The sequence below is a fragment of the Hypericibacter sp. genome (assembly GCF_050729195.1).
In the GTDB taxonomy this organism is placed as follows: domain Bacteria; phylum Pseudomonadota; class Alphaproteobacteria; order Dongiales; family Dongiaceae; genus Hypericibacter.
The window spans coordinates 1-13,560 of sequence record NZ_JBOHKS010000257.1 but is presented as its reverse complement, the minus strand read 5'-3'; the positions used below and the strand labels follow the sequence as shown (position 1 = coordinate 13,560).

12 protein-coding genes are annotated in these 13,560 nt (G+C 65.1%); 9 read left to right on the top strand and 3 right to left on the bottom strand.

Annotated elements, in window-relative coordinates; genetic code table 11:
- Window positions 1–87: 87 nt before the first annotated feature.
- From ACREE8_RS20650 to ACREE8_RS20630, 5 genes are all read left to right on the top strand, one after another.
- Window positions 88–843 (top strand): maleate cis-trans isomerase family protein, encoded by a 756-nt coding sequence (locus ACREE8_RS20650; RefSeq protein WP_431574901.1) that lies wholly within the window; start codon window positions 88–90, stop codon window positions 841–843.
- A gap of 14 nt (window positions 844–857) precedes the next feature.
- Window positions 858–2,039 (top strand): M20 family metallopeptidase, encoded by a 1,182-nt coding sequence (locus ACREE8_RS20645; protein ID WP_431574900.1) that lies wholly within the window; start codon window positions 858–860, stop codon window positions 2,037–2,039.
- A 13-nt stretch (window positions 2,040–2,052) separates the two neighbouring features.
- Entirely contained in the window at window positions 2,053–3,057 is a 1,005-nt protein-coding gene (locus ACREE8_RS20640) for a 1-aminocyclopropane-1-carboxylate deaminase/D-cysteine desulfhydrase (RefSeq protein WP_431574899.1), read from the top strand.
- 135 nt (window positions 3,058–3,192) lie between these two features.
- Window positions 3,193–4,848: a choline dehydrogenase gene (gene betA, locus ACREE8_RS20635; RefSeq protein ID WP_431574898.1), complete on the top strand. Its 1,656-nt coding sequence runs from the start codon at window positions 3,193–3,195 to the stop codon at window positions 4,846–4,848.
- 179 nt (window positions 4,849–5,027) lie between these two features.
- Window positions 5,028–5,729, top strand: coding sequence for a Crp/Fnr family transcriptional regulator (locus ACREE8_RS20630; RefSeq protein WP_431574897.1), 702 nt, complete (start codon window positions 5,028–5,030; stop codon window positions 5,727–5,729).
- Here the strand turns inward: ACREE8_RS20630 and ACREE8_RS20625 are convergent.
- Window positions 5,726–7,561, bottom strand: a complete 1,836-nt coding sequence (locus ACREE8_RS20625) for an adenylate/guanylate cyclase domain-containing protein (RefSeq protein ID WP_431574896.1) — start codon at window positions 7,559–7,561, stop codon at window positions 5,726–5,728. The two genes, ACREE8_RS20630 and ACREE8_RS20625, sit on opposite strands and share 4 nt — an antisense overlap.
- 207 nt (window positions 7,562–7,768) lie before the next feature.
- Here ACREE8_RS20625 and ACREE8_RS20620 point away from each other — a divergent pair, with 207 nt between their 5' ends.
- Window positions 7,769–8,944, top strand: coding sequence for a M20 aminoacylase family protein (locus tag ACREE8_RS20620; protein WP_431574895.1), 1,176 nt, complete (start codon window positions 7,769–7,771; stop codon window positions 8,942–8,944).
- Between the two features lie 10 nt (window positions 8,945–8,954).
- Window positions 8,955–9,812: a pirin family protein gene (locus ACREE8_RS20615; RefSeq protein ID WP_431574894.1), complete on the top strand. Its 858-nt coding sequence runs from the start codon at window positions 8,955–8,957 to the stop codon at window positions 9,810–9,812.
- Here ACREE8_RS20615 and ACREE8_RS20610 read toward each other — a convergent pair.
- Both ACREE8_RS20610 and ACREE8_RS20605 read right to left on the bottom strand, forming a co-directional pair.
- The gene (locus ACREE8_RS20610; protein WP_431574893.1) at window positions 9,793–10,941 is read right to left on the bottom strand and encodes a histidine kinase; all 1,149 of its coding nucleotides are present in this window, start codon (window positions 10,939–10,941) and stop codon (window positions 9,793–9,795) included. The two genes, ACREE8_RS20615 and ACREE8_RS20610, sit on opposite strands and share 20 nt — an antisense overlap.
- Before the next feature lie 452 nt (window positions 10,942–11,393).
- Complete coding sequence (locus tag ACREE8_RS20605; protein ID WP_431574892.1) at window positions 11,394–12,044, bottom strand: response regulator; 651 nt, start codon at window positions 12,042–12,044, stop codon at window positions 11,394–11,396.
- A gap of 184 nt (window positions 12,045–12,228) precedes the next feature.
- Between ACREE8_RS20605 and ACREE8_RS20600 the strand changes: the two genes are divergently transcribed.
- Both ACREE8_RS20600 and ACREE8_RS20595 read left to right on the top strand, forming a co-directional pair.
- Window positions 12,229–12,930 carry a MarC family protein gene (locus ACREE8_RS20600; RefSeq protein WP_431574891.1) on the top strand — a complete coding sequence of 234 codons (702 nt, stop codon included), beginning with the start codon at window positions 12,229–12,231 and terminating at the stop codon, window positions 12,928–12,930.
- A 37-nt stretch (window positions 12,931–12,967) separates the two neighbouring features.
- On the top strand, window positions 12,968–13,560 hold a 593-nt coding region (locus ACREE8_RS20595), incomplete at its 3' end, for a hypothetical protein (protein WP_431574890.1).

Here is a 13,560-nt window from a genome sequence, read left to right as displayed (position 1 = left end):
CCTTCCTGCCGCCCGGCTGGCGCCTGGAAGTGGATAAATTCGGTTGTCTCGATCTCAAGCGGCACAAGGCTTAGGGAGGATCCCGGCATGTATGGACGTGGCGGACGCATCGGGTTGGCCATTCTCGACAGCGATCTCAATATCGAAGGCGATATGCGACGGCTGTTGCCGGATTCGGTCGAGACCCACGCGGCGCGGGTGATCTATCCCAAGGTGGTGACGCCGGAGAACATGGCGATCGCAGCCGACGGGCTCGACCAGGCGATCGACAGCCTGCTGGCGATCCGGCCGATGGCGATCGGCTGGGCCTGTACCAGCGGCAGCTTCTTCGGCGGCATTGCAGGCCATCGCGCCATCATCGAACGGATGAAGAAGCGCGCCGGCGGGGTGCCGGTGACGACCGCCTCGGAATCGGTCGTCGAGGCGCTGCATGCGCTCAAGCTGCGCCGCCCCGCTGTGGGCACGCCCTATTCGCCGGAAATGAACCGCCGCCTGGGCGTCTTCCTGCAGGAGAATGGCCTTGAACCGCACCTTCCGGTCGCAGGCCTGTTTCCGGGTACCGTGGACGACTACACGATGCAGGACGTGGAGGAGGATCGCGTCGCCGACTTCATCATGTCGCTCGACCGGCCGGATTGTGATTCGATCGTCATGAGCTGCACCGGCATGCCGACGGCGACGATCACACCCGCGATCGAGCGGCGCGTCGGCAAGCCCGTCATCACCAGCAACCTCGCCATCCTCTGGAACTGCATGCGCATGGGCGGCAGCCGCAGCCAGCCGCGCGCTGATTGCGCCTTGTTCCGTACCCTCAGCAGCCAGGGCCGCAAAGTCCCCGCTTGAAAGGACCAGCCTCCATGTCCGTCGAGATTGACGACGACTATGTGATTTCGGTCGTCGAATCCCTGATTTCCCATCACAGCGTCTCCGGCAAGGAAGACGGCATCTCGCGTTGGACCGCGGGCGAGCTGCGCCGGCTCGGTCTCGATGTGGTGGAGCAGGAGGTGATGCCGGGGCGCGCCAATGTGATCGCCACCCTCGATAGCGGCCGCCCAGGCCCGACGCTGCTCTTCAACGGCCATCTCGACACGCTGCCGGTTCAACCCGGCTGGTCGGCGGATCCCTTTACCCCGCGCCGGGTCGGCGGGCGGCTTGTCGGCGCCGAGATCAACAACATGAAGGCGGCGGTGGGGGGCATGATCGGCTGCCTCGCGGCGATGTCCCACGACAAGGATGCGATGTCGGGCCGTATCGTGCTGTCGGCCGTCATCGGCGAATGTGATGCGCTGGGTCTCGGCACCACTCACATGTTGCATCAGGGCCTCAAGGCCGACATGGCGATCAACGGCGAGCCGACCGACCTCAATGTCATGACGGCCCATTCGGGCGTCAGCCAGCTGCGCCTGACGGTCCAGGGTCGGATGGTCCATGTCTGCCAGCGCGCGGACGGCCGCAACGCGATCGAGCATCTGGTGACAATTCTCGCGGCGCTCGACGAGAAGGCCTTGCGCTTCAAGCCGCATAAGGATTTTCCGGGTCTGCCGACGATGAATGTTGGTGTTGTCCGGGGCGGCAGCATGGCCTCGATGCTGGCCGAGAAGGCCGAGGCCCTGATCGATGTGCGCACGGTGCCGGGCATGACGCCCGAGGGCGTGCGCGCCGACCTGGAGAAGGCCATCGGTGCGATCAAAGCCCGCGATGGCAGCAAGATCGAGGCGAAGATCGAGCTGCTGGGATCTCCTCAGTTCTGCCAGCAGTTGCCCTATCACGTCACGGCCGAGGTGCCCGTGGTCGGCACCGTCGCGCAGTCGCATGAGGCGGTGCTCGGAACGCCGGCCAAGGTCGGCACCCTGTTCCCACAAGTGTTCTACGGCACCGACGCCTCGCATCTTCTCCATGCCGGCATCCCGACCGTGATCTATGGCCCCGGCAAGGTCGCCGACATCAATGTGCCGGACGAAAGCATGGCGATCGCCGACTTCCTCGCGGCGGCGCGGGTCTATCTGATGAGCGCCGCCCGCATTTGTGCGCGCCACTGAAGGAGCCGTTTGCATGAATCAGGATATCGCCGGGCTGATCAGATCGGTCCCGCGCGTCAGCCTGCTCAGCGGCCCGACCCCGCTCGAGCGCGCACCGCGCCTCTCGGCGGAACTGGGTGTCGATCTCCTGCTCAAGCGGGACGACCTGACCGGGATCGGTGCCGGTGGGAACAAGCTGCGCAAGCTCGAATTCATCGTCGCGGCCGCCCAGAAGGAGGGCGCCACGGCCCTGATCACGACCGGCGGCGCGCAATCCAACCATGCGCGACTGACGGCGGCCGTGGCGGCCCGGCTCGGGCTCAAATGCTATCTGCGGCTCAAGGGAGTGGCCCCGGCGGATGTGGGCAATGTGCTGCTCGACCGGCTCTTCGGCGCCGACCTCGATTTCTGGGATGAGCCCAACTACGACATCGTCAATCAGCGCATGGCGGCGCTGGCGGCGGAATTGCGCAAGAAGGGTGAGCATCCGGTGGCCGTGCCGCTCGGCGGCGCCACGCCCGAAGGCACGCTGGGCTATGCGCTCGCCTTCGCCGAGATTATGCAACAGGCCGCAGCTTTGGGCGGCGTGCCCGATTATATCGTCCTTGCCGCGGGTACGGGCTCGACCCAGGCGGGGCTGCTCCTGGGCGCCAAGCTCAGCGCGGCTTCGACCCGGATCGTCGGCGTCAGCGTCAGCTGGGCCAAGGACATCCTCGCCGCCGAAGTGACTCGCCATACGCTCGACGGTGCCAAGCGCCTCGGCGTCGCGCTCACCCTCAAACCCGACGACGTCTGGATCGCGGAGGGCTATGTCGGTCCCGGCTATGCCAAACCCTCGCCACTGGGCCGCGCGGCCCTGACGCGGACTGCGCAAAGGGAAGGGGTGCTGCTCGACTCAACCTACACCGCCAAGGGCATGTCGGGCGCGATCGACCTGATCGAGAAGGGCGTCATTCCGCGCGGCAGCCGGATGGTCTTCGTTCATACCGGCGGGACGCCCGAGCTCTACACCCGCGCGCCCGAGGACCTCCTCGGCTAGGCAGTCGGCGGTGTCGTAGGACAACCGAGGCAAGGATTTCCGGTTTACGCCGATATTCGAATCCGGGAAGCTGGCCCCGGCCCGAAGGCCGCGCGGCGCGGTATCGAGGCCTTACAGCGATAGGGCCGGACACGGGTGGCGCAGGACTACGACTTCATCATCATCGGCGCCGGCTCGGCGGGCTGCGTCCTCGCCAATCGCCTGGGCGAAAACCCCTCGGCCCGGATTCTCGTGCTGGAGGCGGGTCCGATGGATCGCAGCCTCTATATGCTGCGCATGCCGGCGGCCTTGGCCGTGCCGCTCGAATCCGACCGTTACAACTGGTTCTATCACAGCGAGCCCGAGCCGCATCTCGACGGCCGGCGCGTCTATTATCCGCGGGGCCGCGTCGTCGGCGGCTCCTCCTCGATCAACGGCATGGTCTATCTGCGCGGCAATCCGCTCGACTATGACCGCTGGGCGGAGATGGACGGCCTGGGCAGCTGGTCCTATGCCCATTGCCTGCCCTACTTCAAGAAGATGGAGACCAGTGCGCTCGGCCCCAGCACCTACCGGGGGGCCGACGGTCCGATCCGGGTGACCATTCCCGACTGCGCCAACCCGCTGTTCCAGGCCTTCCTCCAGGCCGGGCAGCAGGCGGGTTATGCCCTGACCGAAGATGTGAACGGTTATCGCCAGGAAGGCTTCTACCGGATGGAGCGCTCCACCTTCGGCGGCGTGCGCTCCAGCGCGGCGCGGCGCTATCTCCATCCCGCCCGGGCGCGCGGCAATATCGATCTCAAGATCAAGGTCCGGGTCTCGCGGCTGCTGTTCGACGGCCGGCGTGCGAACGGGGTCGAGTTCATCGAGAACGGCCAGAAGCAGGAAGTGCGCGGCGGCGAGATCGCCTTGTCGGCGGGCGCGATCAACTCGCCCCAGATCCTGAAGCTCTCCGGCATCGGTCCAGGCGAGGAGCTGCGGGCGCTCGAGATTCCCGTGGTCGCCGATATTCCCGGCGTGGGCGAGAACCTCCAGGATCATCTGGATTTCCTGGTGCAGTATCGCTGCACCCAGCCGGTGTCGCTCTATCCCGCGACCAGGAGGCTCAACCAGCTCGCCATCGGGCTGCAATGGCTGCTGTTCAAGAACGGCGTCGGCGCCTCCAATATCTGGGAGGCCGGGAGCTTCTTCCGCAGCCGTGCGGGCGTCGAGTTCCCCAATCTGCAGCATCATTTTGCGCCGGTCGCGATCAGCTATGACGGCGCCGAGAAGATCGACGACCATGGCTTCCAGGTCCATCTGAGCCAGATGCGCCCGCGCAGCCGCGGCCATGTGAGGCTGGCCTCGGCCGATCCCTTTGCCCCGCCGCGAATCCTTTTCAATCATCTGGCCGATAAAGAGGACCGCACCGAGGTGCGCGACGGCATCCGGCTGACGCGTGAGGTGGTGGCGCAGGCCGCATTCGATGGATTTCGCGGCGCCGAGATCGCGCCCGGTGCTGCCGTCAACAGCGATTCCGATCTCGATGCCTTCGCCCGGCGCAAGGCCGAGACTTCGCATCATCCCTCCTGCACCTGCCGCATGGGCGCCGACGATCTGTCGGTCGTGGATGAGGAGGGGCGGGTCCATGGGCTGGAGGGGCTGCGCGTCGTCGATGCCTCGATCATGCCGAATGTCGTCTCCTCCAACATCAACGCGCCAACCATCATGATCGCGGAGAAGATCGCCGATCGGATTCGCGGCCGCGCAGCGCTCCCGGCGGAAACAGTCGGTTACTATCGGGCCGGGAACTTTCGCCAGTCGCAGCGCTGACGGCGGCCATTTCGGCCGGATAGGGGAGGAGTATTGGTGTATTCCGCCGCGAGTCCCCTTCGCACCCGCACACCAAATCCGGTCCTTCTGAAATAATTGAAGCACTCGGCGACATCATGTCGTCGATAGGGCGTCGCAGAGTGTCGCCGCTGTTCACCGACGGGATAGGGGAGGGACCTATGGACGCGCTGTTGACAGCCGTGAATTGGGAGAACCTGGCCGCGAATCTCTGCTACGCGATCCTCGCCTTCTCCTACATCGTGACGAACATATGCTGGCTGCGGAGCCTCGCGATCCTGGCTCTCAGCCTCGAAGCGCTCTATTTCTACTTCGGCTCGACTCCGCCGCTCTGGGTGGGGATCGTCTGGGCTCTGATCTTCGTCGCCATCAATACCGTGCAGTTGATATTGATGGCCCGGGCGCGCCTCGGCGTCTCGCTGGACGACCATGAGCGCACCCTGCATCAGGGCCTGTTCGAAGGCATGACCTATGTCGCCTTCCATCGCCTGCTCAAGAGCGGCGAATGGCGGCGTTGCGATGGCGGCCGGGAACTGACCGTCGAGGGCCAGCCGGTCTCCGAGCTTTACGTGATGGCCGAGGGCATGGCGAAGGTCGAGGTGAATGGCGACATCGTCGCCCTGGTGCAGCCGGGATCCTTCGTCGGGGAAATGAGCTTCCTGACCGGCGCTCCCGCCTGCGCGACCGTGACGACCGTTGGCCCCTGCCGGATCTTCTCGATCTCCAAGACGCGGCTGTCGAAGCTCCTGACCGTCGATGAGGAGTTGAGAACCGCGATCCACCGGACCATGGGCCGGGATCTCGTCTATAAGCTCAAATGCACCTTGCCGCAGGCCGAAGCCGCGCAGAACGAGGCTGCCTAGGCGCGGGGTGCAAGCGCCGCCGCATCTGTCGAAATCGCCGCCGGCTTCAACCGGCGGAACTGGGCCGGGCGATCGAAGCCGCGAATCTCGGCGGCTTCCTCGCTGGCGGCGACGGGCCCGAGGGCCGATTTGACACCCGCATCCTCGGCCAGGGATGCCGAGATCACGATGTCGCCACCGAGGCTCTGGCCCTGCAGCCTCGCCGCCAGATTGACGGTTGAACCGAAATAATCGAGCCGGTCGTTGAGCGTCACGGCGATGCAAGGGCCCTTATGCAGGCCGAGCTTGATGACGATCGCGCCTTCGCCATGCGTCGCATTGAAGCTTTCGACCTTGCGCTGGATGGCCAGGGCCGCGCGCATCGCCGAGGCGGGATCGGCGAAGGCCGCCATCACCGCATCGCCGATGGTCTTGACGATGGCGCCGTCATGATCGCGGACGATGCCGGCGAGGAAGGCGAAATGCTCGCGCACCACATGATAGGCCCGGGCGTCGCCCACCCGCTCATAGAGCGCGGTCGAGCCCTTGAGGTCGGTGAACATCAGGGTGATCTCGCTGATACCGACATCGTCGCCCGGCCGCAGCACGTCGCCGGCAAAGAGATCGCGGAAGGTCTGGATCGCCGTGACGCGATCCGCCGTCAGCGCGTCCCTTATCCAAGCACGATCCTCCAACACGATCGTGATCGGGCGCCGGCTGCGGTTTGACAGGCTGACGGTCTTGGGAGGGGAAAGGGTCCCCAGCTCGAGCCGGTCGTCATGGACGATCAGGCTTGGGAAGCCACCGCCCCGCCAGTCGATGGTCTGCTCCGGGCCCGGCTCCAGCGTGCGGAAGCGGTAGGGGCCGAAGGGCAGCTCGACCGGGAGCTCGCGCGACTGCCCGGGATCGAGCGTCATGTGCAGCTTGATATGCGGTGTCGAAAGGGGGCCGAACAGGCAATATTCGCCGCTGGTCAAGGGCCGGATCGCGGCGGTGGGCCGGAACACCGCCTCGACATTCTTCGAGAAGTCGCGGTCATAGTCGATGTTGCAACTCGGGCAATGCGCGCCGGTGGGCAGCCGGTCCAACGAGCCCGACCAGGTCTTGGCCACCCGGCAACGCGGACAGAGCACGTCCCAGCGCAGCTCGAGCAGGCCGCTCCGCACGGCTTGCAGGCAGACCTCGATCATCCGGCGCGGACTGACCTGCCACTCCCGCGCCAGCTGGAGCGGGCGCACGTGCCAGAGATCGACCTCCTGGGCGCTCAACAGATGATCGGCAAGGCGCTGCGCCAGCCCATGTCCGTTGGGCGTCGCCTCGATCGCCTGGACGGCATCGTGGACGCGACGTCGGGTTTCTTCGGAAGGTTTCGGCGGCTCATAGTCGAAGGGCTGCTCGCGCTTTCCGCCGGCGAACGCCGCGGCCTGGGCCGCGAGAGCGGCGAAGGTCCGGCCGGTCTTGCTGAAGAAATTGCCCGCAAGGATCAGGCGGCCCAGCCAATTGCGCGCTTCGACCGTCATGATGTAAGTGCCGCGGCTGCCGGAGCCTTCGGGCTCCAGCTCGAAGACCGCACAGAGCGAGACCAAAGGGCCGTTCAGGAATTCGCGGCAATGCTCGAACCAGCGCTCATAAATCCAGTTGACCGGGCGCTCGCGCCATTTGATCGTGATCGGCCCGCGCTTGAACTGGCCGAAATATTGGACGGCGCCATCGGGCTGCGGGATCTCGATGATCTCGTGTTTCGGCAGCTTGGCCGCTTCGTTGAAGCGCGCGGTGTCGGCCAGCACCTCCCACATGGCGTGGACCGGCTGGTCGAAATGCCAGACCCAGCTCTGCTGTCGGGTCTTGCCCATGTCCTGCCTTCGGATCGCGGGGTGGAGTCAAGTGGCCAGAGATGTCACGCGTCGCGAGGATAGGCGGCTCTGCCGCAGACAGCAACAAAACCGGGCCATTTGGCAGGTTGGTGGCCTCTGAAACAGCCTTCGCGGGGACGCAGCCGCCGGGTTATTCTGGCGCCCGGGCCGTTCCCAGGCTGCAATCTCACGGAGGAGGGTCACGTCATGCCGATCATCAACCGCATCGCCGAGTTCCAGGCCGACATGACGGCTTGGCGCCGCGATCTCCATGCCTATCCTGAGACGGCGTTCGAGGAGCATCGCACCTCGGATTTCGTCGCCGGCAAGCTGGAAGGCTTCGGGATCGCGGTTCATCGCGGGCTCGCCGGCACGGGCGTCGTCGGAACGCTCAAGGGGTCAGCCCCGGGCAGCCGCGCCATCGCGCTCCGCGCCGACATGGATGCGCTCCACATTCTTGAAGAGAACGGCTTCGCTCATAAATCCCGCAACCAGGGCAAGATGCATGCCTGTGGCCATGACGGCCACACCACGATGCTGCTGGGCGCCGCGCGCTACCTGGCGGAGACCCGGAACTTCGCCGGCACGGTCCATTTCATCTTCCAGCCGGCCGAGGAGAACGAAGGCGGCGGCCGTGTCATGGTGGCCGACGGGCTGTTCGAGAAGTTCCCGGTGGATTCCGTCTTTGGCATGCATAACTGGCCGCATCTGCCGCCGGGCCAGTTCGGCGTGCGGACGGGCCCCATGATGGCTTCCTACGACATCTTCGAGATCACCGTGATCGGCAAGGGCTCGCACGGCGCCATGCCGCATCACGGGATCGACCCGCTCCTGACCGGCGCCCATATCGTGACCGCGCTGCAGAGCATCGTCAGCCGCAATGTGGCGCCGCTCGACGCGGCCGTGGTTTCGGTGACGCAGTTCCATGGTGGCGACGCCTGGAACGTCATCCCGGAATCCTGCGTCATTCGCGGGACCTGTCGCAGTTTCGAGCCGCGCATCCAGGATTCGATCGAGCCGGCGATCCGCCGGATCGCGGAGGGCGTCTGCCAGAGTTTCGGCGCCACCATGATGCTGCGCTATGAGCGGCGCTATCCGCCCACCATCAACACGGCGGTGGAAACCGATTTCGCGAGCGGCGTGGCGGAGCAGGTGGTGGGCGCCGAACGCGTCGACCGCAATTACAGCCAGACCATGGGCTCCGAGGACTTCGCCTTCATGCTGCAGGCGAAGCCCGGCTGCTACATCTTTCTCGGTGGCGGCACGGCTGAGAAGGGCGGGGTGCTGCACAACGCACACTACGATTTCAACGACGAGACCCTGCCGATCGGGGCGAGTTACTGGGCGCGCCTGGTCGAGACCGCCATGCCGCGGTCGGCCTAGGTCTCGCGACATGATGATCATCAGAGGAAAGCCGCGCGATCTCGGCGACGGTTTCATGGTGAGCCGTCTGTTGCCGCAGATCGAGCGGCGCAGCGTCGGCCCCTTTGTTTTCTTCGATCATTTCGGGCCGGTGACCTTCGCGCCCGGCCAGGGCGTCGATGTGCGGCCGCATCCCCATATCGGGCTCGCGACCGTGACCTATCTCTTCGAGGGCGCTCAGGTCCATCGCGACAGCCTGGGATCGGTCCAGACCATCGCGCCGGGCGATGTGAACTGGATGACCGCGGGCCGGGGCATCGTGCATTCCGAGCGCACCGGCCCCGAGCTTCGGGCCCGCGGCCATCTGCTGCATGGCATCCAGAGCTGGGTGGCGTTGCCGCAATCGGAAGAGGAAGCCGAGCCGTCCTTCCAACATGTCGGGCGCGGCGAGCTGCCGGAATGGCGCGAAGGCGAGGTGGTGCTGCGGGTGATCGCGGGCCATGCCTATGGCCGGACCTCGCCCGCGCGCGTGCTGAGCCCGACCCTCTATGTCGACGCCATCCTCGGCCCCAAGGGCCGGTTGCCGCTGCCCGAAGATCACGAGGAGCGGGGCGTGTTCGTCGTTAGCGGAGATGTGCAGGTCGGTGGGCAGGCTCTGACGACTGGCGACATGGCAGTCTTCGAGCCTGAGACCAGGTACGCGCTCCAAACGGATAAGGGCGCGCGCGTCATGATCCTGGGAGGTGCGGCCATCGACGGGCGGCGTCATCTCTGGTGGAATTTCGTCTCCAGCTCGAAGGAGCGCATCGAGCAGGCGAAGGCCGACTGGCGGGCGCAGCGGATGGGTCAGGTTCCCGGCGAGACCGAGCTCATTTCCTTGCCGGACTGACGGGCGCCAGGCTGCCGGCCCAGGCGCGATCGGGCAGGACCGCACAGACACGGGTGCCGCCGGCTCCGGTGCGGACCTCGATGTCGCCGCCGATCTGCTCCATCCGCATCTTCATGGCCAGCAGACCGACGCCGGCCCGCGCGGGGTCGAGGCGTCCATCGGCCATGGCGCCCGTGATGCCGATGCCGCGGTCCTCGACCTCGAGCCGGGTCTTCGCCTCATGCCGGTAGAGCCGCACGATCACCACCGGACTCTTGGCATGGCGATAGACATTGCCGAGTGCCTCCTGCAGAACGCGATAGAATGCCATCTCGGCGGCGCGCATCAGGCGCGGGAGGTCGCTGGCGATCTCCGCCTGCATGGCAATCGCCGTGCGCTGGCCGAAGCCGTCGAGATAGGCGCGCATGGCGGCGGCGAGGCCCAGCTCCTCCAGCAAGGGCGGATGAAACAAGTAGGAGAGGGATCGGATCTCGGAGAGGGACTCTTCCATCAGCGTCCGCGCTTCGGCGATGCTTTTGCTTATTGCGGGTTCGTCGTCGCCGATCACCCGGTCGGCTTTGGCGATCAGCAGGCAGGCGGCGACGAGTTTCTGGGCCGTCACGTCATGCAGCTCGCGGGCGAGGTGGCGCCGGGTCTCGTCTTCCTGGGTATGATGTTGGATCAACAGATGGCGGAGCCGATCGTCGGCCCGCTCGAGCTGCGTCACATCTTCATGGGCGATGACGACGCGTGTCGGTCCCGCGCCCGCCAACCGCGTTGCGCGCAACGCAAAGCGCCGGCGCCCTTCGATCGCGTCGATGCCATAGTCGAGATGGAACTCCGACCTGCCGCCGGACAGGAGCGCCGTGATGCCTTCATGGATCTGCCACGCCTGATCGTCGATACCCGCGGCGGCCCGGCAGACATCGAGATATTTGTGACCCAACCCCGCCTCGGTCGCTTCCGGTTCGTTGCCTCGCGTGAACTCCCGCCAGGCGCGGTTGACCATCAGGATCTCGCCGGCCTCGCCCAGAATGGCGATGTGGGGCGACAGCGCATCGATCGTCCGCTGCAGAAACAGATCGCTGTCAGGCGCCGGCGCTTGATGCTCTGCGGGCGGCCTGGTGACGGTGGTTGGCGTCCTGGGCATGGGCGCTCGAAGATCGACGCCACGCTCCATCCGTCGTTTCCGGTCGAGATTGGACTCTCGTTCGCTGGCCGTCGCGGCCAGGCCCGATGAGGTGCCGTCCTCTGTCAGTCTTCGCTCGGTAATGATCGCTTCCCCATCCGCCATGGCGCCCCGCCCATATCGAGACTCCGTGATTCTACCGAGTTCTTCGAGGGATGAGGTCAGGAAACGACAAAGTGAGGTTCAACTGTTGATCGGCGCGGCGGGGCCGATTGCCTGCCTGTGGTTTTTGGCTGCCCGGCCAATCGTCTGGGCTTAGAGTCATTCCAAGAGAGACAGGAAAGGATTGTCGAAAACTTGCCGCGACTTGAGGGCGAAGCCTTGCGCGAAGCCATCAAACGCATCATCCGGCCGTGTGCTGCTTAGCATTTGATCGGTGGTTACCGGCGAGGAACTAAGGGCAGGAGCCAGGATCACGGAATGACGAGATTGTTGCGGATGGCGTAGCGAACCAGTTCGGCGATCGAACCGACACTCAGTTTTCGCATGATATTGGCACGATGGGTTTCGACGGTCTTGACGCTGATGCCGAGGGACGTGCCGATCCGCTTGCTGGTCAGTCCTTGCGAGAGAAGCTGCACGATCTGGATCTCGCGGTCCGAGAGCTGGTTGTACAGCGACGGCGAGGTCCGCTTCTTCGGCTCGAGCTGAAGATGGCCGTCCAGCACGGCCTCGGCGATGGTCGGCGACAAATAGGGCTTGTGCTGCAGCAATTGGTCGATCGCACGGGTCAATTCGCCGACGGCGGAGGACTTGACCAGATAGCCCCGCGCGCCGGCCGCGAGCACCTCATGAATGAGATGCTCGTTCTCATGCATGGTGAAAACCAGCACCTCCGTATCCGGCGACAGCTTTCGGATCTGTCGGGTGGCGAGGATGCCGTTGATGTCCGGCAGGGACAGATCGAGGATGGCGACATCCGGCTTGAGCTGGCCGGTCAGCTCCACGGCCTCGGTGCCATTGCGGGCTTCGGCACAGATCTCCCATTCGGACCGTTCCGCCAGCAGGTCGCGCACGCCCCGGCGGACGATGTCATGGTCATCGGCGATAAGAATTCGGGCCAATCTGAATGCCTAACCTGTATTGCTTCCCGGCCTACAGACTAGCGTCACGGCCGGTGGGGAAACAATGACATCATTCCTGATCGCGCCCCGTCCCTGGCGCCGGTGACAGTCGACCGCGGCAATCCGATATGGTCAACTTCGGGCCCGTGTCGGATTTCCGGGATCCAGCCGAAAGGAGCCTGCCGTGACGGCTGCCAGCGCGGTCAATGCGTTCGCCATTTCGAGCAGCACGTTCTTGTTCGTGTTCTGGGCCTTGTTTCCGGTCGTGAATCCACCAGGCAGCGCCCTCGTGTTTCTGACCATGACGCGCCGGCTGAATCATCGCAATCGCAGCGATCTCGCGACGCGCATCGGCGTCTTCTCCTTTCTCATCATCATCGCCTCGCTGCTGATGGGCGCCTATGTGCTCGCTTTCTTCGGGATTTCGGTGGCGGTCTTGCGCGTCGCCGGCGGCATGGTGGTCGCCGCCGCCGGTTGGAAATTGATGAATGCCCCAGCCGACAGCCGTTCATCCGATGTCGATACGGACGCCGACTTAAATGCGAAGAACATCATGCGGCAGGCATTCTATCCGCTGACCATGCCGCTCACGACAGGGCCAGGCACCATCGCGACCGCGATCGCGCTGGGCACCACCAACCCCGAGGTGGGGCATGGTGGCGCCATCTGGAATGTGCTCGGGGGCGCTGCTGCCGCTGCAAGTCTGGCAATCCTGGTCTTCGTCTGCTATCGCTGGAGCGACCGCATCGCCAAGCTGCTGGGCGAGGGGGGCACCGATGCTCTGGTGCGACTGACCGCCTTCATCCTGCTCTGCATCGGTATGCAGATTCTGTGGATCGGCCTCAGCGACCTGCTCAGCAGCCTGCCGCAATTCCAGTCGGACTGACTTGCCGACCCATCATCTCAAGAGGAAAGCCTGCGTCATGTTGAAATGCTCCCGCCGATCCATCGTTCCGATCTTCATGGGCCTGTCGCTTTTGACCGCTCTGGGGCCCTCGGCTCTTGCCGCCGACCCGACGATCCCGCTGCCTGCCGATGCCAAGTCGGAGCTCGACAAGCGGCTCGGGCCTGGTGTCGTCGGGGCTGCCATTCCGGCGCCGCCGCTGCAGGCGCCGATGACCTATGCGCCCAAGGAAGGTACCGTCCTGACCTACCAGGTCGTCGATTCCGACGGGAATCAGTGGAACGAGGATCATCACTTCGTGAAGAGCACGGAACCTCAGTTCGCGCCGGGAATGAGCTACGCGATCGACAAAGTCAGCACCGAGTATATGCAGGAGAACGGCGGCAATCTCATCGTCGTCGGCGAGAAGGACCTGAAGCAGAGCGTCATCACGACGTTTGCGCCAGGCGAGCCTCTGGTTCTGGCCGGACTTCAGGCGGGGCAGAGCCGGCAGGTGGCGGTCGCCGTGAAAGTCGCCGACATTTCAGACCCGACCGATATCACCCATACCGGGACGCTCAATATCACCTACACCTATGTGGGCGCCTACAAGGTGACGGTGCCTGCCGGTAC

Coding starts and splice junctions, on each gene's coding strand:
- ACREE8_RS20650 (WP_431574901.1), top strand. CDS start 88: ATGTATGGACGTGGCGGACGCATCGGGTTGGCCATTCTCGACAGCGAT.
- ACREE8_RS20645 (WP_431574900.1), top strand. CDS start 858: ATGTCCGTCGAGATTGACGACGACTATGTGATTTCGGTCGTCGAATCC.
- ACREE8_RS20640 (WP_431574899.1), top strand. CDS start 2,053: ATGAATCAGGATATCGCCGGGCTGATCAGATCGGTCCCGCGCGTCAGC.
- ACREE8_RS20630 (WP_431574897.1), top strand. CDS start 5,028: ATGGACGCGCTGTTGACAGCCGTGAATTGGGAGAACCTGGCCGCGAAT.
- ACREE8_RS20625 (WP_431574896.1), bottom strand. CDS start 7,561: ATGGGCAAGACCCGACAGCAGAGCTGGGTCTGGCATTTCGACCAGCCG.
- ACREE8_RS20620 (WP_431574895.1), top strand. CDS start 7,769: ATGCCGATCATCAACCGCATCGCCGAGTTCCAGGCCGACATGACGGCT.
- ACREE8_RS20615 (WP_431574894.1), top strand. CDS start 8,955: ATGATGATCATCAGAGGAAAGCCGCGCGATCTCGGCGACGGTTTCATG.
- ACREE8_RS20610 (WP_431574893.1), bottom strand. CDS start 10,941: ATGCCCAGGACGCCAACCACCGTCACCAGGCCGCCCGCAGAGCATCAA.